This is a genomic window from Lactonifactor longoviformis (genome assembly GCF_042848515.1).
Classification (GTDB): domain Bacteria; phylum Bacillota; class Clostridia; order Lachnospirales; family Lachnospiraceae; genus Lactonifactor; species Lactonifactor longoviformis.
This window is the reverse complement of the sequence record NZ_AP031453.1, coordinates 1,078,070-1,102,655: the sequence shown is the minus strand read 5'-3', so window position 1 is coordinate 1,102,655 and position 24,586 is coordinate 1,078,070. Positions and strand designations below refer to the sequence as shown.

Genomic DNA, 24,586 nt, shown 5'->3' with positions numbered 1-24,586 from the left:
AAGTTACAAATAAATCTCATGCGTGTACTCCCACCCCGTATGATTTGCATTACCATTATTTCTAACCGTTTTAAAATACTTACTACGCAAAAACGTTTCCATAACTTTAATTATAAGTCTTTCATAAGCAATATGCTACCTGCTATGTAACCACAATCCCATTGTGTTACATCCTCTTCCCCAAATCTAAATAAAGGATGCTTAAATACGCACCCCCACCCATCAATATCAAATACAGGGATTTTCTGTTCCTCCGGCATAGAAATAACTTGTAAAGAATCGGGAAAATTCATACCGAATATATCTTCATCACTGTATATTTCTTCCTGGTAATCTGGTATAGAAAGGAACTTCCCACACATCAAAAAATCCAGTGTCCTACTATAAATCTTCCCACCGGACAATTCCCCATCACTTGGAATATTATAAACTTTCTCTGTTACTTTTGCCTTTAATATATCAACACCTACGGAGACAAAAAAATTTTTCTGTTTTTCAGACATTGCCTCAAGCATAGTTTGATTGGCATTCCTATCTTTGGCGTAGTCTTTTCTCTCATAAAGTTGTTCCGTAGCTTTAATATCGATATCCATTTTCCACGGGTAAAAGTCGAATATCATGTTTACTATCTCCTTAGAATTCCAGTTTATAATTTATAGTTACACGGTGCTTTATTAACTGAGTAAATATCAAAATAGGCTGAGCAGTTTGTTAGTACCCATGATATAATTGAGCATTATATCAATCAGATATAAGACCTATATACCTAACAATCAACTGTGGTTACTTAATAAAAAATCTGTTCCTCTGATTGTAGATGTTAAATTCAAACTTACTGGCTCTCGCGAACCTCGACATTTTTGCGACATGAAGACTCTTACCACTGCCGGATTTCAATCCTCGAGGCTCTCGCGAACCTCGACATTTGGTAAATGTAGCCGTGAAGTCTGCAAGAGATTTCAATCCTCGAGGCTCTCGCGAACCTCGACAATCATGGGCACCTCCCTGGCCACGGTGGAGCAATTTCAATCCTCGAGGCTCTCGCGAACCTCGACAATCATGGGCACCGCCCTGGCCACGGTGGAGCAATTTCAATCCTCGAGGCTCTCGCGAACCTCGACGATGTACGCAGACCAGGGAGAAGAAGTAATAGTGATTTCAATCCTCGAGGCTCTCGCGAACCTCGACGAAGCAGATGTAGCAAGCTACAACATTTCAAAAATTTCAATCCTCGAGGCTCTCGCGAACCTCGACAAAATCGGCAGTGAATTGTTTTATTTTACGGAAATTTCAATCCTCGAGGCTCTCGCGAACCTCGACCATCCGGGTACCGTAGCTCAAAGTCCTGTCGCATGATTTCAATCCTCGAGGCTCTCGCGAACCTCGACATTAGCTCTTGATAAATCATATATCTTATTCTTAATTTCAATCCTCGAGGCTCTCGCGAACCTCGACCTTTTTGTTTTGGGTAGAGAGCATTGTGAGAAATATTTCAATCCTCGAGGCTCTCGCGAACCTCGACTTTCGGCTCCGGGAGATTGGCTGTCCGGTTTGGTATTTCAATCCTCGAGGCTCTCGCGAACCTCGACTGTAAAGGCGTTTTCTTTGTCTATGGAAAATAAGATTTCAATCCTCGAGGCTCTCGCGAACCTCGACGGTATCTTTTAGGAAATGGCACTATCAGTGATAAGATTTCAATCCTCGAGGCTCTCGCGAACCTCGACAGATACATATGTCACCCCTTCTCTTTTATCAGTATTTCAATCCTCGAGGCTCTCGCGAACCTCGACGGCCGGCGGCGGCGACGCCGACAGGCGTCTCTAGATTTCAATCCTCGAGGCTCTCGCGAACCTCGACAGCAAAAACTGCTAAATTTATAATGATTCCATATCATTTTTTATGCATATACACTACTTCTTTAAGCAGAACTTGCAACTAAAACTAAATATAACTCCAAATCTTACAGAATCTAGGTGCGAATCCCCCAGTGAATCTATGTTCACTTAGGGTTCGCACGGTCATCCTTCCTGCGGTCCTTCTATAAAATCAAAGGTTCATCAACCTTTAATCCACGTCGCACACCGAAATGTTCAACTTTACCATTATATCGGTTACCCAGAGAATAAAAACGCAGACTATCTTTTTCTTCATCTATTTCTTTTAATAGAAGATGTTTTAGTCTCGCATACTGGGTGGCATCTACTTGGCATTCAAAAACAGAGTTTTGAACTCGTGTACCATAATTCACACACTGCTTAGCAACACGTCTTAGACGGCGTGCCCCTGCCGCTTCTGTAATATTGATATCATAGGTTATCAGCACCAGCAAATATATCACCTCACTTCCATAAGAAAGGCGGATAGGCGTCCAGATCTCCACGCAAATATCTGGATAAAAGCATGGCTTGTGCATATGCAACCATACCCCATTGAATCTTTTCTTTCAAGTAAGGATGCACAATTGTCTCCTGCTTACGTTTTTGCCAATTAGTCAGAAAACGTTTTCTTGCGTCATCCGTCATAAATATAGCACCGTTTTCTTTTTTAAGAAAATCCTTTTCTGTAAAAACTCCGAGATTTATCTGCGTTACTACAAATCTGTCTGCCAATGGTGCCCGTAACTCTTCAAGCAAGTCAAGAGCCAAGGACGCTCGTCCCGGGCGCACTGTATGGAGATACCCCACCGCCGGATCCAGCCCCACCGTTTCCAAGGCACCTGCAATCTCATTTCCCAGCAGAGTATACGCGAAAGAAAGCATTGCATTTACCGGGTCAAGCGGCGGCCGACGATTTCTTCCGTCAAATACAAATACCTCTTCGTTCCGCAGAATCATCTGTGAAAACTCCCCAAAATATGCTTTCGCCGCTATTCCTTCTATTCCCATTAACTCACTCCTAGTTCCAGCGTTTTCTAATTTTGATAATGACTGAAGCATCAGGCTAATAGCGTCATTCATCCTCTCCTGATTGATACGCATAAAATGGTCACGCTTCACTCTCTCCAGGCACCACCTGCTGTTATAAATTTTACCCAATAGAAATGATTTCGCAATAGCAAGAGCCTGTGTTTCATCTGCTGCCCTGAAATACTGTGTTTCACGCAGCAGCACATTACCGCTCACCAGTCCGGTGACTCGCGCCAGGAACCGGCCATGCTGGGTCAAAAAGCAAAGGCCGATCCCCTTTTCCGCACAAGCTCCCATCAGCGCAGGGCTGACACCTCTGTAGCCGAAGCAGACAATCCCTTCAAGATTGTGAAAAGGAATCCGTCCCAGCTCACTTTGCTCCTGTAAAAGTACTATATTCTCACCATCTAATGACAGATACGCATCCGGCGTCGTAACATATAAGGTATTCAACAGTTTTTTCATATCCCGTCCTCCTCATGGTAAACTCTGCGAATATATTCCGAAGCCGAAACCTGTTTCGTCAATTTGGGCTGGCAGATTTCTAATAAAGAGCAGTTTTTACAGGCTTTTCCCATTTTTGCCTTCGGTGTGTATCCTTTTAACATCAGTTGATGCATTTCAGTCACAGAATCCTTTACCTTTTTCCGCAGTTCTTCTGTCAGAAGAATACGCTGCCGGCGTTTAATCTTTCCATAATACAGAGCAGCCTCGGGGATGTCTGTCACAAACATTTCTTCCAGACACATAGCCTGTGCACATAGTTGTAACGCATCCGCTCCCTGTGCATCCGGCTGTCCAAGTTTATATTCTACAGGATAAAGCCTCCACTGCCCACTTCGCCCCTGAATCGGAACTCCGTCCTCATCTTTATATAGTTCTACCATGTCACATATACCGGTGATCTTCAGCTCCTGGGAGCGTACGGGCATTCCACGTGACAGCAGTACAGACCCCCGTGCTTCCGTAAAGCTATCATCATGTACCCGTTCATGCATATAATGTCCTTCCAATGTCAGCACATTTTCTTCCCAAAGCTGTTCAATATGAATCAAGGCCCAGCGCCTGCGGCAAAACTGAAAATGCTTCAGTCCTGAAAGCATCAAAAAATCCGAATCATCATTCGCCATCCAGAACCTCCGGAATCAAACCTTCCAAATTTTTTGTGCTTATCGATACACTTCCCAGATCGTCACAGGAAATCTGCAGCGTCCGATGCACCTTAGCCGATGAATACTGACCACTGGCACAATTGTGCTTCCACCAGATCAGTTTCATTACCTCCATGCTGCCAGCCGGACGTGCAGAGGTTTCATCATTACAGAATAAAGTCCTAAGTGCTTCTTTCAGTGCTTCTGCATCTTCTTCACTAAAACCTGTTTTACCTGCAAGTTGTACATTGATGGCACCATAGGTAACGTAAACACCAAAATCCACCCGATGTTTCATACCCATGGTATCGCTCCCCTTTTTATCCGGATCTTTTCCAGTCTCCAGGTTCACAGATTTTGTAATCTGAGAACTAGTAATATTAACCGGCTCTATGCTGAAGGCAGGCTGAATACTAACAGGGCCGCGAATACCGATTGATACGGCATCTGATTCATCTTCCTCTTTCTTTCCCTTTTTGAAAGCAAAAACCTGACCAAACGCCCTGACATCGTACCATGTTTCGCATGCCTGTCTGGCATAATCCTCCCGAGTCTTTTTCCCTGCTTTAATTTGTTTCGTGCACTCCACTAATGCCGGTTCATTATCAGCTCTGTCCTTTAACGAACGAAACATATCCCCCTCTCTGCGGCGATCATCCGACTGAACAAAAATATTCTGTCCTGCATCCAGCAGACGATTACGAATTTTACGCTTTAGGCAGACATCCGACACCTCACCTAGACCTTTATACGTAGTTCTCGGACGATTTCCATCCAAAGGATCTCCATTAGGATTTGCATTTCTTGCTGTAAAAACCAATGCAAAATCAATTTTGTTTTCTAAAACTGCCATAATCATTTCTCCTTTTCTTTTATTCCCACGGGCAACGAGCCAAATTCATTCTTGCATGACCTTGTCGGCTGCCGCGAGGATCAAATGCCCGTAGCTTGCTACTGAATCCTTTACTTGTTTCGTTCTTCATAATAAAAATGCAGATATATACTGCCCAGAGGTTCATTGGTATTCCAGCCATGTTGCTGTAATTGTACTTCCAACTGCTCCAGCATGGAATTATCCCTCTCTCCGCAGCATCCCGCAAATTTCTGATACGGCCCTAATTTGACCTTCAGATTTTCCCATGTGTCTGCCGGTTTCTGGGCAAATACCGTCATGAATCGCAATTCATTTGTGAACCGTCTGTCTATTCCCTCTGCTTTACCAATGAAATGTCTTCTCTCGAGACGTTCCGCAATTCCCAGAAGCTGCCCATACAAGGAACTTCGCATATCCTTTGCATCCTTCCATACCGGACGCTCCCAGGAAAACTGTGTTTTCTGATAAAACGTCCGAAGCATACAGTAGTATCCATGCAGGTAGCTGCCATCCAGCGGCACTGATGATTCCCGTTCCAATTGTAAAAATTGCATTTCTGCATTCTCAATCAACCACTGATAATAATCAGCCCTTTCACCCAGTTTTTCCAAATAAGGAAGCAGCTTGTCATGCAGTCTTCCCCAACTCTCATATGGCCTTGCTGCAAACACTGTCATCATCTGCATGGCATTCGTCATACCAGTACGCTCTCCATCACTGGCCTCCCGCTCGGCAGCATCTGCAATCGCCAGCAAACATCCATACAATTCAGAACGTCTCTTTGGCAGCTCATACAGAACTTTTCCCTCGTCTTTTTTTATGTTGTGTTCCCATTTTTGAAAAAGGCTCTGTCTCTGACAGGAAAATCCCTGCAAAAATTCCAGTGAGAGTTCTCTTCGCTCATATCTGCCTGCCGCTGAAAATAATTGCTCAATTTCTTCTATAATCATCTGATATATTTTACCGTTTGAACCAAGCTTCCCAAAACTCGGAATTAATTTTTCATGTATCTTCGGCCACGTCTCAAACGGACGCTGTACAAACTGCCGCATAAGCCGGACTGCATTCGTAGGGTAATCCCGTCCCTTATCCATCGCTTTTTCTTCCATAAAATCAGCCACTGCTAAAAGGCGTCCGTATAAATAATCCGCATTTTTTGAATTTGCCTGTAATTCCGGGGAAAATACTTCACAATATTTCCCCTCCCCGCGTTTTTGAAAACAGTAAATCATAGCACAAGCAGTATCTACACTGTTTTCCCATGCAGACCTGGACCATTGCCGCTCTTTACCACTGACAAATGCAAGCGGCGCGCATACCCTATAAAATGCACTGCGAACAACGTCCAGCGGCAGCCGCTGCTTGTCCACAATACAGGTCAAAATCCTGGATTGCAGGTTTCGCATCCATTTTGTATGGGACTTTTCACATTTCTTATCCCTTTTTGCAGCATATACCGCGTCAATTCCCATAACAGCGATGGCTATATCATCGGGATTCGGCGTTGCTATTTCTTTTGTTTTCTTCTTTCGGGAATAGCGCCACCAACAGCAGTCAATATACCAGTCTTCTAAACGCTCTACGTATTTATTTCCGGTACACTCCTGATAATACGTCACTGACATTCTACCATCCGTCGCCGCCTCCAGGCCTAATATTACTGCACAATTTGTCCGATCCGGATTATAATCATGTAGTCTTCCACCATAGCCACAGGCAGCAGCGTTCACCTCCCTGGCATAACTTGCAAACGTATCAATAACTGGTCCGGAAGCAGCATCTTCCTCATCTTCTTCCTCTTCCATAAAATCGTTTACTTCATCAATCGGGACTTTCATAATCGCCCCATTTGTATTCCATACTACCCAAATCATACCATATTTCTGCATTCCCTGGCGCGCTATGAGCCAAGTCAACGCATTATGGGCACGCACTGACGCATCGAAGCTAACCAACGCTGCACTGCGGTCATCAACAAAACGGCCCTTATACTGAAACGGAAACTCTGAATCTTTAGCTGAGATCAGTTTCGCATTTCCCTGCAGCTTCGGATGATTCTCCACGGAAGGAAGCATTTTCCCCTCCACATAGCAGAACTCTCTGGCACTCGGCAGTTTATCTGCCAGATAATTACTCCAGCTCTGCTTTACATCTGTTCTGAGCCAAAGATCGTCATTACTAGCATCGTGCATCTGAACAGAGAAACAGACCATGGCTTTTGCATCCTCGCCTGTACCTTCATGTGTTTCCGCATTCTTATAATACTTCAGTTTCAAATTAGGCTGTGATTCCAAATCAGCCAGCAGTGTATGTCCATCCAAATATGTATATACCGCACGCAAACAGTCTGGTGCATCCGGTTGTCCGCACCATGCATTTAGCTGTTCCATGTACCGGCTGAACCGCTTCAAATTTACATCCTCATAGACCAGATATTTCAGCTGTTCTGCCAGAGGAAAAGCCGCTCCGTTGTCACCCGTACGGCTTTCTGCCTGTGGGGTACTGGGAATTTCCTGAAATTGTGCCTCAGCCATCAGTTCGTCTGCTGATACAAACCGCCCCTCTTGAGTCAATACCACATGGTATTTAACTTTTTTACGTACAAATCCCAGGGGAACAAGCATAACAGATTCTTTCGATTGGTCACAGACAATAGCGGAATCATAAGCCTCACATAATTTCTGCATCCAACTCATTTGTTCCCCCTCCTTCCCCGGCAAATTCCTGCTGCAACACATTCTCTTCCAATCCGCTGAAGTTGTGCAGCTCTTTTCCAAATTTCTTTGCTTTCATCGGACGGATTTCCCGCTTCATTTCATCCGGTATTTCTTCAGGTGGAAGGAACTGAACCACTCCATTAACCATCTTGGGTCTCCAAAACCTGGCAGCCAAAATATCATGGCCTGTCTCATCCGGATAATCAAATCCATGAAACATGACCCCAAACTCCAATTCTCCATAGCCATCATAATAGCCTTCCCCTTCGCCGAATGTACAGGGTTCTACATACCCCTGGCATTCTCTCGTCCCCAGGAAAACATCTCTGCGCCCGCCTTTCTCCACCATACGCTTGGAAATATTGTGGTGCTTATATTCGTTAAAATCCTGCTCCAGGTCCTCCCGTCGGTTCTCATTAAAAATAAAATGTGCACGAACCTGATAAGACACATCTGCCAGATAGGTATAGACAGACAAGGTGTTCTTCGGAGCAATATAACTGATTGGCCGGATATTTTTAGACTCCGTACGAATCGGTCTTATGACCCGTACTTCATCTACCACCCACATAATTGATGGCTTCCAATATATGCTCTCCGTAATCCCTTTCAGCGCCTGGTAAGTCGGAAGCATATAACTGAACTTCTCGCCTCCCATTCGGGCAATCGGATCGCTGAACAGCGCATAGTTTCCTGACACACAATACTCAATCTGATTTCTAATTTTCAATACGGCATCTCTCCCTTGCATTATAAATTCTCATTACTATAGAAAAAGTTATATTATGAGCTCCATCATTTCCTGGGGAGTGGTCGTAACTCCGGCCCAGGCATCATAATACTCTTCCTTTAAAACAACCACACCGGTTTCTCCAAGAGAATGCAGGGCACCTTCCTTTGCCAGGCGCTCAAAAACATGCTCAAATAAATTCACACTGTATTGCTGGGCCTCTTTCAAATATTTAATTTCCTCCCATAACGTATGCCGGTCAGTTAATTTTTCTATCAATTCCTTTCCTCTGCCATATGGTACAATCACGCTTTTTGTTTTTTGGTCAATGACTTGAAAGGCTGCACCGGCTGTTCGGAAACTCTGACAAAAACGTTTACTTAAATGAAGCAAAGGGCTATCCTCCGAATCATAAGCTGCATTCCTGCACTCACTATTGGCTGAAAGCATGGTAACCAAATCTAAATTCCATTCTTTATACGGATATTTTTCAACTTTCTGTGTATACTCTTCTTCTTTTGCGAAATATTTTTTAATCATCTCCGGACTTCCCATTTCATCCGGATGTTCCATATTGCTGAGCAGATTCATGCTGAGTTCCTTGCCTTTCTGAATATCCGGCAAACGGCCCAGTCTTTCATCAGCAAGATTCCATAAATATACAGTTCCCATCTTTTCTTCACAGTTCCTGTTGCAGCGTCCTGCCGCCTGAATCATGCTTGGAATACCGGCCAGGCTACGGATCACAACTGGAAAACTTACGTTGATACCTGCCTCAATCAATGCCGTAGAAATACAGCAAACCAGTTTTTTCTTTTTCAGCCATGATTTGACCCAGCACAATATCTCTTTTCTATGCATTGGACACATAAGCGTGCTTAGATGTACACATAAAATTTCGTTTTCTGTACTCTTTGCTGCACATTGCTCAATCACTTCCTCTGAAAGGCCCTGCTGAATTTCTACCAGACTATAATCCAATATTTTTAGCTGCTCAGAAATTCCCTGAAAGACATTCCAGGCAGCATCCTTGGTGTTTACGATAGTCAGTACTGATTTTCCCTCTTGGATAAACGCAGCGATATCACCGGAAGCCTCTTGATAAGTATGCATTTCCAATTGAGGCATATAGGCTACCCGTTTTAATTTCTGATATAACGATTTCACGTCCGGAATAAGTTCATTTGATTCTAGGCCCAAATTGGGCTGCGTCGCCGTACAGAGCAGTACGGTACAGTTACAATACTGCACAAGAAATTGGATCGCTTTTTTGAATAGTTCCCGGCATTTTTTTGGTAATGCCTGAATTTCATCAAAAATCAGAACCGAATTTGCAAGGCGGTACATTCTCCTTACTCTTCCATTTCCATTTTTAAACAGCGTATCCAAAAATTGGACCAAACTGGTTAAAATTATATTACAGTCCCAGCGCTCTGTCAGTCTGCGATAATTTTCCTCTTCAACCTCATTTTCCAGTACAACATTTGAATGATGTTCTAAAATTGACGGATAATCGGCCAACGCATCTCTGATATCCCTGGAATTTTGATCCAGAATTGTGTTCATAGGTATAAAATAAAAAATTCTCTGTTGTCCATTCTTTTTTGCCTGGGCAAGCGCAAATCGCAAGCTTGAGTATGTCTTTCCTCCCCCGGTAGGAACTGATAAAGTATAAATTCCCGGACCATATTCTCCGGCAGCCCTGCACCATTCTGATATATCCCGACGAATTCTTGCTAATTCTCCTTCCTTAGGGAAGCCTTCCACATAAGTTTCAAGTTTAATAAGAAGTTTTTTCCAATCCGGGTGAGTGTCCTGTGACGTATCGAATGGATCTGCATCATATTCAAAACAAGCGGAATCCCATCTGTCTGCATCAACAAGAATACTCAGCATAAGCCGGGCAAGCATCCCCCATTGAAATGAATACTTATCTAAACCGAACTTTTCCAATTCTTTGCATGCCTCTGCAAAAAGTTTGTCTAATTCTTCAGCAGATGCTACTTCTGAGTAAAAGTTTGCCATTGCTTCCGTATAATAATTATCCGGTTGTGATTGCAATCCATTTAAATATGGTGAAGTGCCAGATATATCCAGGCAGTCCGGCAAGCCGGCATGATGCCCATAAATACACAGAGAAATCAGTTGAGCTGTCTGCCTTTCCTTCAAAGTTTTCCCTGGATCCCACCAACGCTGCTGAACGTATAGCGCTCCCAAGGCGGCGTGATTTGGGTGCTTGCTGCCGGTGCCCTGGAGATAGCCTTGAAAATCTGAGATCCCTTTTCCGAAATCATGCAGCAATCCGATTAGCTTTGCCAATGTACTAAGATTTAGTTTTTCAGCAGACAGAAAGCATAATTTTGACACATTCCGACTGTGTTCCTTCCACGCTTGCTCCTTGCCATCGGATTCTCTTTTATGCGCAATCATACGCAATCCCCCCTTTGTATGCTCAAAGCTCAATTTATTATCTATGTCTTTGATTATACATCATCACCAATACTATTTCAATAATTTCCTTTTTAACTTGAGTACTATTTTTGCAAAAAAATGAATAATTGATTTATCTATCCGACTATGATATTATCTAAAGCGTCAAGCATCTTATGTCGCTTGCGGATTGAAAAAAGTTAAAAAGAAAATTATAACCCAAATCCCTTATCTGGAAATTTTTATTGACATTCGTTTCTAGATAAGGGCATTTTCGTAAACGGATTGCCTCTATGATAAGGAACAAATATCTTATTTGCCCGTAAAGGGTTATATTGCTTATCATTCCTTTATCTGAGCGATGAGTACGTATTAGCTTCATTCAATACATTTTCTATTACACACAGAATGTATTTATTTCTTTTCCATATGTTCTTTCTTTTTCCTATAAAATCACCGAATATATTACCAAACTTCCATAAAAGAACTAACACTCCTATGGTTAATACAACAGTTTCAGTGATTACACCTTCCTTACCTGAGAATATATTAGTAAACACATTAAATATTATAGTCATAATACTAATTATCATTGCTGCAGATGACATTGCAAGTGTACTTGCATTCTTTGTGGCTTCTTCCGCCAAAAGTTCTGTTTTAAGTTTATTAAGTTGAAATGGTTTATATTGTTGTAATTGACAATATAACTTATCATATAACCCACTGCTATCTATATTCTTTTCATAGATAGCAAACAGTTTTTTTAATACTATACTGCTATCTCTTTCTATTGCTTTTTCTGATAGGTTCATCAGTACTACCTCCCAAATTATCCGTGATGATACCATAAGTATAAAATTAAAGCATCCAAATGCAGCTAAATACTTTTATTGTAATGAAAATAATAATTAAAGGATGAATTGGACGGACATCGCAGTAATTATAGAAGGAGTTTTTCTGTAATGTCAATTATTCCGACATTGATTGAAACAAAGAAGTCGTCAACATCTAACAAGCAAAAAAAGAAACAGCAACCTTATTCTCCCCAGCATAGCTGAAGTTGACATGTATTCTATTTATATCTTTCTCCAACAGTATTATATGCCATCTACTTAAATGGATATCGACTCCTAACGATTATGTCCATTTCATTAAAGCAAATGACCTATGTCCTGTACAAATCAGATAAGAATAGCATACTAATCGTATCGATACCTTTCCTCTCTAGATAATCATAACTATCAATTGAAAGGCCCAATTCCTCAATAAGAGTACTCTTTTCTTTCATCCTTTTCCCTCTATAAAATTATTTATTCATTTCACAAATGTCATTCAACTACCATCTATTTTCGACACAATTCCACGCAAACTTCACAATGCGGTGGGACAAAGGTTCTATACTACATGGCAAAAATATTTTTCATTACATAATTGTGGGGTAAATTTCTTCGTCAACTTTACTCCTCTTACCCCTTTTTAATAAAAATCACCCCTTTAAAGCAAAATTCCCCCCCTTTCAATAACCTTCCCGCAAAAATACATTCTGCAAAAATACAATGCTATTTACGTTTTTCTTTATCATAATTTTAATGCTCGAGACCCTCTGCAGTACCTACAACTACTCTTCTTAGCATGGCAGATATAACTTATACATTTTAGTTCTATGAGAATTCACATGAAACTTATGTGATATGTAATAATTAACAATCCTGATTTAAAATATTACACCTTTTTCTATGCTCTTTTAAAGCCTCACGATCTGGCTCAATATAACCTTTGGATATTGGTAGACCTATAAATTTAGAAATGTATCCTTTAAATATTTGACTATGGTCAATTTTCCTTTCTACAAGTACTCTAAAATTATCATCCAGCGAAAAGTATCCTAATTCAAATGCTTTATCATGAATAGGGCAAAAGCATAGTCCATTTGAAGTATTTCCACGCATCTCAATGTTATCAGCCCATCTTACAATGTGAGAAGCAATCAAAAACTCCTTGTCAGCAATCTTGCATCCCGGAAAACAGCACTGGTTATTATAATTATTTTTCACATTTGTTGCAAACCGTTCATGCCCTATCCGTGCTTTAATTTGTCTTAAGGTCGTAGATGTCGAAACAGACAAACCAATGGGTATAGACTCATCATTAAACTTTTCTATACCATCTGATATTATTTCCAATAAAGCTTCATCAACCTCTGAAAGATATCCACCATTTAAGCATTGCAATCTACCCGATTGTATAGTAAAAAATAAATTCTTAGGTTTACTTTTTTTCTTGTAGTAATCTTTCAATTCTAATTCTTTATCAAAAAACAACCTATAAAGATTAATAGAGTTATCAAACTTTAAATAATCAGTTAAAATTACTCTATAAAAACTATTGCAATAAGACCATTCACCAGCAATAGGAGGGCATTCTTCAGTCCTATAGCCATCTGTTTTGGCAATAGAATACCCGACAATTTCTGCCTCTTTTCCTTTACCTCTAAGATGAAGAATAAAGTCACCCGATTTCACCTTATTTACATTATCCCAAAATAGCCACGACTTATTTGTGCCTTTACCCTTCTTGTACGTTGGCGCCCATATACATTGAGTAAATCCCCATTCATCGCCACCATGTTCTATATCTCGACTCATTTCAATCCAGATTTTCATATATTTCTCCACTTTCTTCCTAAATTATAATAATGTACATATATAGGAAAACCATAATAATATTTAACTATGATTATTGTTTTGCCAGATAGTAAGGGTTTTGCCAGATTGTATCTTATGTCTAGCATAACACTCATTTTCAAACTCTCCGGCGTTATCCCCGTCCCCCCTATCAGCGGAAACTTATCCATCTCACCATCCGCAAAAACACAACTCCATTTCCCCCAAATAATCCCGCAACCCCGCCTAAAATCAAGGTTTCCGCACGAGAAGCACGGCGGTTTCAACATGGCACGAGAGGATAGGAAGTACGTCAAATGACTTGTCCGTTCTCGGAAACATACAAAGGCATTTTTAGTACTTTGCCCGTTTGCGGAAACATATCAATAAAATTAGTTATTATTTTTCACAAATCTTTTTCCTTCCTACTATACATTTTTCTGAAAATATAATATATTACACCCATTTACCATATTCGAAAATGCATCTACGCTTATAAAGGTCCATAATTAATAAAATCAATAATTCTAAATGCTTTACGTGCTGCCGTATACGCCGAAGAAAAGTTTGTTTCTGAAATTACTGCATATAAACCACGCGCATCTTCCAACTCTGTCGCACACTCACATAAAGTTCTGGCCCAATATTTCTGGCTTTCCTCTGTTTGAAAACTATATACATTCTCCACAAGTTTTATAAGTAAATCTCCAACATGTAGTTCTTCCTCTAAGCTTTTTCAAATCATCCTGCGCCTCTTGGCATAATTCTTTTTCTTTACCTACATATTTTTTAGATAAATCAATTAATTTCTTTTTCTTCTCACCTGATTTCTCATACTCATAAAGTAATGCTGAAATTAGCTTATCATTTTTAGAAAGTGGGATTTCTTTTCTCATTTTTTCTATGTATGGTTTAAATTCCTTAATGCCATTTTTCAATGTCTTTCCAGCATATTTTGCAGCTCTGCTAATATAACTCTCTAACTGCCCAAGGTCTGCCGTCTTTCGTACAAAATACCAGTACGGACCTAATGTACCGGAATATGACAAACTTGATGCCACTAAAGGCCATGTTTCCGCAGCAGAAAGTTGTTCGTCTTCTTGTTGTGTTATACCAATTACATGATATGGAAATGCAAACATTTCATATACTGATTCAATAGGTGGTGCATCAAATTGTTTTTGCTCTAAACGTCCATTTGCCGTACCAATATCAGCGTATAAACGATCCTTAATGTCTCGAAAAGACTTTTTTAAATATTGCGGTTCTATTGGTAACGCATGTATATTCCCTTTCTGAACAGTAACTGGTATGCTTTCCTTACCTTTTGACACTTTAATCAATGACCCATATCTTGATTTTTTTAATGTATCTAACAGAAAAGAAATGTCATTTTCTTGTGGAGCGACTAATGCCCGCTCAAATGCCGGAAACCACTCAGGTTCATCATCTGGCAATTCCGGAATAACAAGGTATACGGAAGCCAATGAACTAACTTTTTCTAAAGTAGTGTTTGATTGTGCAATTTTTTGAATTAACTCATCAACAATTAAATCATAACTTTTTGTTATAGTAATAGGTTTGGGCAATGTGTCTATATATGACTTTATTCTAGAAGATGTACCTAATAGACTGATAAACGCAATTACATCATTAACACAAGCTATAGATACATCCATTGATGGTCCACGACCGGCGTGTAAGCCTCCTGCCCTTAACTTTGTTAAAAGCTTTAATTTCGATGCCATTTCTAACAGTTTAGCAATATGCGTTGAAGGTTCTTCAATCCCCTGTGTTAAAAACATCATTTTAGGGATTTGCGATCTAACAAGCTTCTTGAAATCATCCACAATATGAGACCCCGTCTTATAAAAACCTGTAGGAAATTTCAATGCGTCCTCCCCCTGTGCCTGAACGATAACTGCACTCATCGAAAGTTCTGCTGCTACACCAGCAAGTCCAATAGCAATAGCATTTTCAGCAACCTCTTCTCTAAAATCGTATCTTCTAGGCAGCCCCAAAGCAGCAACCGCCATGCTAATCGCCGATACACTTGCTTCAATAAACCGAATAGCATCTCGCTTCAAATACATTGGCATAATATAACTCTTCCTTCCTTTGTGATATTCTTTATACTCTCTCGTATTTACTTTACAAAGAATTCTCTGTAATCAGACGGTCTTTAATTTCTATAATCTTCACTTCATCAAAATCATAATTAAAAATAGAAGCAATAATAATCTGATGATCTGCAAAATCTCTTTTCAAGATGTTCATCATGAGCTTAATATTAGCTTGGTCAACCTCTTTTCCACTGGGTGAATCAAGAATAATTGGCAGTTTGGTTTTAAGGGTGTCCTCAATTACAATAATGTATGCAAGCCTAAATGCAAAAGCCGTTTTATGCAAAACTGCTCCTGAAAGTTCTTTTAGGTTTGATGTAAAAAGATATGATACAGGTATTGTTTCTTTATTACCCAGACCAAGCTCCTCTGCATATTTAATTACATTCTTAGATATGGCCGAAACAACACTATTATTATTCCGAGTTATATTATTGATTTCTGTTCTAATTGATTTAATTTCTTTGTCCAAGCGTTTTATTTCCTGATCAATCGCAACCGGATTCATTGGCATTCTCGCTATTCTCTTATCAAATATTTCTAACTGGCTAGCAGATTTATAAAATTCCAGTTGTTCATATTCCTTATCTTTATCCTTTTCAATTCTATCAAGTAATCCAGAAACAGTGGCAAATTCTTTAGATACCATTTTTCTCTTTGCAATCAGCAAATCTATTGCATCGTTTAAGCCGACAATATTATTTTCAGTTACTGGAAAAGTTGACCCATCAGGAGCCTGAACAAGCAATTTCATATCAGCAACAAACTTTTTAAACCTTCTATTATCCGATAAGGTATTATCAATTCTGCGAAGTTCAGATTTTAATCTCTTTTTGCGTAGAAGGAGCTGATTAACAGTAACATCCGATTCTTCTTCATAACTATCTGTTACTAGCTCTCCTGCCTCTTGATCCAAAGTTTCCCTATACTGTGCAACACTAAACATTTGCTTATACTTTGTCATCTCTCTTGATAGCTGAGCTTCTTTATGGATTAACTCAGAACAATCACAATCTGACAATCCACGAATCAATTCTTCAATCTTAAAATGAATGCTTCCAATTACAACCCCCCGGTTCAGCAATGTCCATCCTTTTTCTTGATCTACATAAAAAGCCCCTAATAAATTTCCTAAAATGTCAACATTCTCTGTTCCAAAAATAATTGCATGCAAATCATTTTGCTGTTCTGGAAGTACGAACGTTCTTTTTTGATCCCTAACTGTAGCTTCAATCGCAATATCACTATGACGTAGTAATATAATCTCCCCTACTGTCTCACATTCTATCACTAGTTCCACCTCACAACGGTCAAACTTAATTTTCCGTGTATTAGGAATGTTGTAACCAAGCGCGTATAACATAAAACGCAGAAGGGTAGTTTTTCCACAACTATTTTTTTCACTGTGAATCAAATTAACACCTTCCGAGAATATAATCGTACGTTCAAAAAAGCCTTCTTTGAGACGAATTGATTTGAAAATCACAGTTTTACCCCCTTCTTAATGTTTTGAATAACAATTCTATTGCGAACTATCCTATATAAAATAATCTGTATTAGACCTTTTTGTATTTCTTCATCCATACCATCTAGTTCAAACTCCAAAAGATAATCTCTCCATTTATTCATCACAAAATCCAAACATTTCTCCGATGGTTTCTTTGTTGTTTGATATGTATTATAATCACAAAGTACCTTTATGAAAAACTCACAGCGTTCACAACAAGATTCTATAGTCTCCCTATATTGACGGACAATTTCATCATACGCACTGGAATCAAATATATCAGCGAAAGAATTGTCACAATAACCAACATCAGTAGCAACGACCATAATCGGCCATATTAGATCTTTTTTCTTCAATTGAATAGCAGCATCCTTTTTCGTTCCATTTTCAAATACTTCCTCATGCCAAATACTTAACAGTTTCTTCCCCAAACCGGGAATATTCAAATTCAAATCACCAATAAAATCATTTACTACTCGTTTAACCACTTTATATCTTTCTATATCATTATCTGTTTCAAAAGGTAATATTTGAATCATAAATTTATCAGTATCTAATGGCTGATTTATATTATCCAAATAACGTCTAATCAACTCCTGTGAAGACTCAGGTAAAGACAAAAACTCACGGTGAGCATCTCCCCAAAATATACTTCTAGAGGCTTCTTCATTCAAAGGATTGGGCGAATTAGTAATTAGTATCAATCGCTGTGCATCAACTTTCTGATTTCCCTCTGATAAAGAAATAAGAGATTTCTCCAAATTTTTTCGGACATTTCGGAAATCTGAACTACTTCGCTCCACTGCTTTAGCTTGTGCCAAAATGTATTGATTATTTTCTAACTCTATTTCGATATCTTCATAGTTGCCCTCTAAGCGTAAAGATTTCAAATCCTCAATATTTTCAATCATAAGTACAATTGCTGCATTTACCTGAAAATCAAATCCAAACACAACAGCATTTGCCCGCCTACTTTTTGCCACAGTTTTTTCCTCCTCCGTACCTTATTTCGCCGTAAAAAAGATATATCATTCAAAATAAACCTACTTTTTCTCCATCCGGCAACATAAAACTCTGCTCAAACGTAATTCCCAACGCATCCGCAATCTCCATCATTTCTTCTGCTTTAACAGTCCCCCGTTGCAATTTCTTATTAAAATTCTGCGGCGACTGCCCAATCCTCCGAGCAAGCTCTGAGAGGCTGATATTCATTTTTTCGCAAAGTTCCCGAACCATATCAGATGTTGTCATTTTCATTCCTCCATACATTTCCATTATAAACCACACGGTTGCTAAACACAATCCACTATTCCTCTATACACACACGAATCTCCCCACGAAAAAAAGGCATCCCACAAGCTCATCTGAACCTGCAGGATGCCTCCATGCCATACCTATCTATCTACTTCTATCTCCACTCCGGACTTAAATTTCACTGCTATCTTCTCATCAAAAACGGTTACCTTTTCCACCAGCCGCCTGACCAGCTGCTCATCATACTCTATCGGTATATCCTTCTGTTCCTCCAGGAATGCTTTCAACTCTTCGATATGCTTCTTTTGCCCGTCACGCTCTGCATCCTGTGCCAGTACCTTCTGCCTCTGCTCCCGAAGGCTGTGGATTTCATCAGCCACAGCGTTGTAATCTTTCTTTCCATTTGCCAATTTCAGTAGTTTCTGCTGCTGTTCCACCAGCCTGCGGTCAATCTCTGCAATCTTCCCGCTGCTGTTATTCTCAAGCACCTGAAAGATATTTGCCTGCAGGATGGGCAGGAAAGTATCTCTGCTGCCTAACAGGTCATTGATTGCCCTTGCCACCGCCTCCTGTAACTCTGACTCCTGGATCGTCGGCGCATCACATCCTTCCGGTCCGTGTTCCACGCGGGTGCAGCACCGCCACACTGTGGAGCGCTTTCCTCTGTTGTTCCACGCAATCCTGCGGTAGATTTCACCGCATTTCGGGCAGTAAACAATGCTGGACAACGCATATTTACTGCTGAAAACCCTTTTCTTCCTGTTTTCCCCGCTGTGCAGATTTGCCCGCCGTACCATTTCCTCTTGCACCTGCATATAAAGGTCACGGGGAATGATCGGCTCATGGCTGTTCTCCACATAATACTGCGGTACGATCCCGTTGTTCTTTACCCGTTTTTTCGTGAGAAAATCCACCGTATATGTTTTCGCAAGCAGCGCATCTCCGATATATTTTTCATTCTGCAGGATTTTCTTTATAGTCTCCGGCCTCCACTTTTTCTTTCCTGCCCCGGTAAGGATGCCGTCCGCCTCCAGCCCCTTCCCGATCTGCAAAAGGCTTGCCCCTTCCAGGTATTCCCGGTAGATCCGTTTGACTACTTCTGCTTCTTCCGGCTCAATGACCAGATGCCCTTCAGCGTCTTTCGTATATCCTAGGAAACGGTTGTGGTTGACCTGTACAAGCCCCTGCTGGTAACGGTACTGCAGGCCGATCTTCACATTCTGGCTTAATGACTCGCTTTCCTGCTGAGCCAATGACGCCATGATGGTCAGCAGGACCTCACCTTTTGCATCCATTGTGTTAATGTTTTCCTTTTCAAAAAATACGGGGATGCCCCTGTCCTTCAGCTGTCGGATATATTTCAGGCAGTCCAGTGTATTCCTTGCAAAACGGCTGATGGACTTTGTAATGACCATCTGGATTTTCCCTTCCATACATTCTTCGATCATGCGGTTGAATTCTTCCCGTTTCCGGGTATCCGTTCCGGAGATTCCATCATCTGCGAATATCCCGGCAAATTCCCAATCGGGATTCTTTTTGATGAATGCCGTGTAATGCTCAATCTGCGCTTCATAACTTGTGGCCTGCTCATCACTGTCCGTAGAAACGCGGCAGTAGGCAGCCACACGGATTTTTTGTTTTTCTTCGTTATTCCTTCCCAGCCCCATACGAGGTCTGGCAGGGATAACGGTAACCGTCGGATTTCCAACCATCTGCCTCATATCTAACCCTCACTTTCTATCAGACTATAGACATATTCTGCCTGCATAAATGGATCTTCATATTGTTTCTCCATCGGCTTTATGGAGAAATCCACCGGATAGGTAACTTTTTCTTCTTCCTTCTGTTCCCATACCCTTCCCAGCTTTTCTGCCCGTTTTTTAAGTTCCTGCTCCGCCTTGTCAAACGTCTCCCGGTCAATGATCGCCGGGTAATACACATCCCCAAGGTAATGCCTGTTCTGTAATAACCGTTTGGCAGAACCATGCCAGGTCTCAATCCCCGCCTGCTTTGCGGCCGGCATCAGGGCAAGCCCCGATAAATACCCTCGGTACAGTTCCCTGACCCTTTCTGCCTGCTCCTCATCAATCACCGCACGTCCTTCCTCAATCCGGTATCCATATGGTGTATGTCCCACCCCATCACATCCTTTCCCTGAGCATGAGTCCGCATTTCATCTGGAAACCGACCTCGGTTCTGGAATATACGGTAATCTGCTCCACAAACCTTCCAAAGAGTTCCCCGTCAAAGGCTGTGAGCATCTCACCCTTCTCTGCAAATTTCAAAAGTGCCTCCACTTCCCCGGTCTTTACCATTTCCCCGTTTACAGAATGGGCAAGCCCGTTCTTTTGCATCTCCAGTTCCGCCGCTTCCTGCAATAGCTCATTGTTTTCCTTATTAAAAAGAGCAGGTTCCAGATACCCTTTCGCCATCAGGCCGGTGAGTATCTGTCTCTGCTCTGCATTTTTCTCCATCTTCATTTCCAATTCCTGTATCATGCTGAAACTGTCCGACCGGTCCATCTCCCTCAGCCTTTCCAACAGGGGCCTCAGCACAAACCTCCGTCCATAAACCAGTTTGTTCATCATCGTCACGAAGGCTTTCTCCACATCCGCATTGCGGATGAATTTCATGGAACACGCTGTGACGTCATCGATATGTTTCCCGCAGCACCATGCCACATAATTTCCGCCGTTTTTGCTGTGTATCCTCCGCTTAAATTTACCGCCGCATTCCGAACAGAGAATTTTCCCGGAGAACGGATACCGGTTCAGATATTTTCCGCTGCCTTTTGTGATTCCCTTTTCCATCCGCCTCTGATTAAGGACTGCCCCGGCAGCCTCAAAATCCTCACGGCTGATGATCGGTTCATGGTGACATTGCATCAGATATTGGTCTTTCTCCCCGTAGTTCGTATGCCTGTTAAAGTGCTCGTCCGTATAGGTTTTCTGGAAGATCACATCCCCCACATACTTCTCGTTATAGATCATGCCCCGGACCGTCGATGCCGTCCATTTCCCACCCTTTTTTGTGGGCACTTTCCCGGCATTCAGTTCATCTGCAATCTGGTGTGTACCGATTCCAGACAACACCTGTGCAAAAATATATTTTACAGTCTCTGCCTGCTCCTGGTTGATCTCCATTCCCCCGTCCACATAATCATATCCGTATGGCGGATAGGAAATCTTGAACGTGCCGTTCTGGAACCTTCTCTTGACTCCCCATTTGCTGTTTTCAGAAATTGAAACGGACTCGCTCTCCGCAAGGCTGCTCAGGATGGAAAGCATCAGTTCGCTCTCCATGGACTGGGTATTGATATTTTCCTTTTCAAAATAGATGAAGACGCCAAGGTCCGTCAGTTTTCTCACCAGTTCCAGGCAATCCGTTGTATTCCTTGCGAACCGGCTGATAGACTTTACAACAATGAAATCAACCTTGTGTGCTTCGCAGTCTGAAATCAGCTTTAACAGCTGTGTCCTTTTCTCTTTCTTGGTTCCGGTTATCCCTTCGTCATAATAGACTCCCGCAAACTCCCATTCCGGATTTGCTTTTATGAAGGACTCGTAATGGGATTTTTGTGCCTCCAGGCTCACCAGCTGTTCTTCACTTCCTGTTGATACCCTGCAGTAAGCCGCCACCCGGAGCTTTTTAGGGATAAGAGGTTCTGCCTTATCGATCTTTGTTATCCTTTTCATCCACTCACCTTCCTTTCCGGTATGTGACATGTTACCGTCAAATCCCCTCTATAGCAAGCATTTCAGGGCATAATCCTTGCCAATGCCGGAGAGAAAGATTCCCGGTTTAACGCCATGATTTTGTCAAATTCTTCTATAGTAATCAGCCCAAGATCGAGCAGTTTCCTGGTCAGTTTTTCCGCCCGTATATAGTCATATTCCCGCTGCAGCTCTTCCTGCGTAAACTGCTTTTTTCCTGGTGTCGTCGCTGCCGGCGCATTAAGAACCTGCACTTTTCTTTCTTCCATTTCAAACACACTCCCTTCTGTTATGTAAAGACGGGAATATTGACCTTCTTCCATAAATCTACAATAAGTACAGTTTCTGCCGGCCACATCAAATGCAGCCGGCAGAAACATAAAACCCTGTCACTCTTTACTTATACTTTCTGTGCATAGTCCAGCGAAATCCAGCCGTCACGGTTTTTCTGGTATGCTTTCAAAAGTCCCCACTTGGATGCGCCGGGGCCGTCCGCTTCCTCTACAATCGTAAAGACACCTTTTCCCGTGTACTTTCCGGTCTTGGCCTTATCGGTTCCAGGACCTTTGCGGATACGCAGGTCAGCGACTGACACCTTCACCAGATACGGCTGAAAGGCAGCCTGTTTTCCAGTATAAAGATTCTTGCCGGATTCATCGAACACGGAATACCCGGCATTCTCATCCGCACACTTCTTCGCATTGGCAAGGCTGTGGAATGCGCCCTTCTGGGATGCTGCATCCGCCCAGGTCTTACGCACACGGTACCACACTTCCGCAGTTCCGGCATTGACCACGTCATACTGTGTCAGCTTCCACTTCTCGATGATGGAGCAGAGGTTCTCCACATAGGTCGGGGAGGTTGCATACCCGCCATCCTTGATGATCTGCACCGCCTTTTTGTAGTCCGTGCAGCCTTTCAGACCATCATAACGCAGTTTCGCGCCATCCTTCGCTCCCAAAAGATAAGCGGAATGATCTGCAATAGATTTCTCCACGGACGGATATTTTCGGAAATCCGCTGTCACGGTCACATACGCACCATTCTCGTATTCCTGCGTTTTCTTGGTGTAGATGGAAGTGCCGTCCCAGGTGGAACCGCCCCAGGTATTCCCGGAGAGCGACTTTTTCATGCCAAAGCAGTTGTTGGCGTTCTGTGCCAGTTCGCTCTTCCCGTATCCGCTCTCCAGAATAAACTGTGCCAGAGACACGGATGCCAGAATACCGCTTGTCTTCTGGTCTGCGGTAAACAGCGGCCCCACCTTGGCGATCACATCTGCCTCAGAGAGATTTTTAAGGGCGGATGCCTGCAGGCCGGAAGTTCCAGTGTTGCTGCCAGAACTGCCGGAACCGTTCATGGCTGCCTTTACTGCTTTACGGAATCCATCCATCGTGTAACCCATGCCGAGTCCATTCCACAGATGCTCCGGGTCTCCGTGGTTAGAAGCAATGCCCCGGCTGTGCCCCTCCCTGTGGCTGATGATTACGCCATCAGCGGTCGGGTTTACGTTGTACTGCTTACAAAGCATAGCAAACAGTTCCACCGCCACCTCATACGTTCTCTTTGCCACAGCCTTTGCCGTTGCTTTATCCGAACAGGTAAAGTTACTGCCCGATGTGTACTTGATGCACGCCGGCTCACACATTTCTACCCCGATATGGGTATTGTTTCCACTTCCCTTACTACCAGAACCACAGTGCCAGCCACGATGATTCCATGGAAGCGTCTGGTACACCGTGCCGTCGTTGCCGTCAATAAAGCCATGCACACAGGCATTGTTATAAGACGGACTGTTCCATGAATTGATAAACACCGATGCCTTGGGCTGCGGGCATCCTACCGAATGGAGCATCAGCCCCTTGACCGTGATCTTTCTCCCTGCCGTATAACAGGGGTTTTTTGTTAAAATACTCTGTACTAATTTCATTATCATTTCCTCACTTTCCAAAGGAAAAAGCACCGGAAACCCGATGCTTACTCTCCCTCTTTCCCATCTTTTAGCTGTTCCAATACATCCTTTAACTTCTGCGGTACGGGCAGCCCAAGGACCGATGCGTTCTCCAGGATGCTAATCCCTTCATTGGATAAATAGAAGAAGATCACCGCCGTGCGGATGACACTGCCATTCTGGATCACATAGGAATCCACGATATGCCCCACTGCCACCAGCGCAAAGATAACCACCTTCTTGAAAATCCCATGGAACCCAACCTCGCTGGACAGTTTCTTGTCCAGAACCGCAACCATGACGCCCGTCAGATAATCCACCACTACAAATACGATCAGGGCATACAGGAATCCGTCAAATCCTCCCATGACGGCACCCACCGCCCCTCCAAGTGCCGCAAATGCGTACTGCGCTGCCTCGATAAAATTTTTCATGCTCTCGTCCTCGCTTTCTTTGATTTTTTGTATTGAAAAAGACAGCCACCGTAAAGGTCAATGTCATTAAGTTAAGCTGACATTGTGAAAGAGGCTTCCGACACAATCAAAACGGATATATCATTGAGAAGTGGTA

Annotated in this window: 20 protein-coding genes and 1 CRISPR repeat array; all 20 genes read right to left on the bottom strand. The window is 42.2% G+C overall.

Annotation, left to right across the window (positions count from 1 at the left end; genetic code table 11):
* Positions 1 to 110 precede the first annotated feature (110 nt).
* Complete coding sequence (locus ACGHCT_RS05070; RefSeq protein ID WP_390438705.1) at positions 111 to 620, bottom strand: hypothetical protein; 510 nt, start codon at positions 618 to 620, stop codon at positions 111 to 113.
* A 203-nt stretch (positions 621 to 823) separates the two neighbouring features.
* A CRISPR array of direct repeats spans positions 824 to 1,857; the repeat unit is 33 nt; unit sequence ATTTCAATCCTCGAGGCTCTCGCGAACCTCGAC.
* Between the two features lie 181 nt (positions 1,858 to 2,038).
* Positions 2,039 to 2,329 (bottom strand): CRISPR-associated endonuclease Cas2, encoded by a 291-nt coding sequence (cas2, locus tag ACGHCT_RS05065; RefSeq protein ID WP_072852669.1) that lies wholly within the window; start codon positions 2,327 to 2,329, stop codon positions 2,039 to 2,041.
* A gap of 10 nt (positions 2,330 to 2,339) precedes the next feature.
* A complete protein-coding gene (cas1c, locus tag ACGHCT_RS05060; protein WP_072852579.1) occupies positions 2,340 to 3,371 on the bottom strand; it encodes a type I-C CRISPR-associated endonuclease Cas1c in 1,032 nt (343 codons plus the stop codon).
* The gene (cas4, locus tag ACGHCT_RS05055; protein WP_390438703.1) at positions 3,368 to 4,036 is read right to left on the bottom strand and encodes a CRISPR-associated protein Cas4; all 669 of its coding nucleotides are present in this window, start codon (positions 4,034 to 4,036) and stop codon (positions 3,368 to 3,370) included. The genes cas1c and cas4 overlap by 4 nt, the downstream gene beginning before the upstream one ends.
* The gene (gene cas7c, locus ACGHCT_RS05050) at positions 4,026 to 4,910 is read right to left on the bottom strand and encodes a type I-C CRISPR-associated protein Cas7/Csd2 (protein ID WP_390438701.1); all 885 of its coding nucleotides are present in this window, start codon (positions 4,908 to 4,910) and stop codon (positions 4,026 to 4,028) included. Before cas7c ends, cas4 begins: the two co-directional genes overlap by 11 nt.
* 110 nt (positions 4,911 to 5,020) lie before the next feature.
* Positions 5,021 to 7,627, bottom strand: a complete 2,607-nt coding sequence (cas8c, locus tag ACGHCT_RS05045; protein ID WP_390438699.1) for a type I-C CRISPR-associated protein Cas8c/Csd1 — start codon at positions 7,625 to 7,627, stop codon at positions 5,021 to 5,023.
* Entirely contained in the window at positions 7,602 to 8,372 is a 771-nt protein-coding gene (cas5c, locus tag ACGHCT_RS05040; protein WP_390440127.1) for a type I-C CRISPR-associated protein Cas5c, read from the bottom strand. Before cas5c ends, cas8c begins: the two co-directional genes overlap by 26 nt.
* 54 nt (positions 8,373 to 8,426) lie before the next feature.
* On the bottom strand, positions 8,427 to 10,808 hold the full coding sequence (locus ACGHCT_RS05035; RefSeq protein WP_390438697.1) for a CRISPR-associated endonuclease Cas3'': 2,382 nt from the start codon (positions 10,806 to 10,808) through the stop codon (positions 8,427 to 8,429).
* Between the two features lie 350 nt (positions 10,809 to 11,158).
* Entirely contained in the window at positions 11,159 to 11,620 is a 462-nt protein-coding gene (locus ACGHCT_RS05030; RefSeq protein WP_072852570.1) for a hypothetical protein, read from the bottom strand.
* A gap of 888 nt (positions 11,621 to 12,508) precedes the next feature.
* Positions 12,509 to 13,471: an HNH endonuclease signature motif containing protein gene (locus ACGHCT_RS05025; RefSeq protein WP_390438695.1), complete on the bottom strand. Its 963-nt coding sequence runs from the start codon at positions 13,469 to 13,471 to the stop codon at positions 12,509 to 12,511.
* 671 nt (positions 13,472 to 14,142) lie between these two features.
* Entirely contained in the window at positions 14,143 to 15,570 is a 1,428-nt protein-coding gene (locus ACGHCT_RS05020) for a hypothetical protein (RefSeq protein WP_390438692.1), read from the bottom strand.
* Positions 15,571 to 15,622: 52 nt separating this feature from the next.
* Positions 15,623 to 17,080, bottom strand: a complete 1,458-nt coding sequence (locus ACGHCT_RS05015; RefSeq protein WP_390438690.1) for an AAA family ATPase — start codon at positions 17,078 to 17,080, stop codon at positions 15,623 to 15,625.
* Positions 17,077 to 18,084, bottom strand: a complete 1,008-nt coding sequence (locus tag ACGHCT_RS05010; protein WP_390438688.1) for a hypothetical protein — start codon at positions 18,082 to 18,084, stop codon at positions 17,077 to 17,079. The genes ACGHCT_RS05015 and ACGHCT_RS05010 overlap by 4 nt, the downstream gene beginning before the upstream one ends.
* A 49-nt stretch (positions 18,085 to 18,133) precedes the next feature.
* A complete protein-coding gene (locus tag ACGHCT_RS05005) occupies positions 18,134 to 18,352 on the bottom strand; it encodes a helix-turn-helix domain-containing protein (RefSeq protein ID WP_390438687.1) in 219 nt (72 codons plus the stop codon).
* Positions 18,353 to 18,495: 143 nt separating this feature from the next.
* Positions 18,496 to 20,067, bottom strand: coding sequence for a recombinase family protein (locus ACGHCT_RS05000; RefSeq protein ID WP_390440125.1), 1,572 nt, complete (start codon positions 20,065 to 20,067; stop codon positions 18,496 to 18,498).
* 11 nt (positions 20,068 to 20,078) lie between these two features.
* The gene (locus tag ACGHCT_RS04995) at positions 20,079 to 20,492 is read right to left on the bottom strand and encodes a recombinase (RefSeq protein WP_390438685.1); all 414 of its coding nucleotides are present in this window, start codon (positions 20,490 to 20,492) and stop codon (positions 20,079 to 20,081) included.
* 4 nt (positions 20,493 to 20,496) lie between these two features.
* Complete coding sequence (locus ACGHCT_RS04990) at positions 20,497 to 22,050, bottom strand: recombinase family protein (protein ID WP_390438684.1); 1,554 nt, start codon at positions 22,048 to 22,050, stop codon at positions 20,497 to 20,499.
* 62 nt (positions 22,051 to 22,112) lie between these two features.
* Positions 22,113 to 22,337, bottom strand: coding sequence for an SHOCT domain-containing protein (locus ACGHCT_RS04985; RefSeq protein ID WP_390438682.1), 225 nt, complete (start codon positions 22,335 to 22,337; stop codon positions 22,113 to 22,115).
* Between the two features lie 131 nt (positions 22,338 to 22,468).
* Entirely contained in the window at positions 22,469 to 23,995 is a 1,527-nt protein-coding gene (locus ACGHCT_RS04980) for a glucosaminidase domain-containing protein (protein ID WP_390438679.1), read from the bottom strand.
* A 47-nt stretch (positions 23,996 to 24,042) separates the two neighbouring features.
* Positions 24,043 to 24,450, bottom strand: a complete 408-nt coding sequence (locus ACGHCT_RS04975; RefSeq protein WP_390438676.1) for a holin family protein — start codon at positions 24,448 to 24,450, stop codon at positions 24,043 to 24,045.
* Positions 24,451 to 24,586 lie beyond the last annotated feature (136 nt).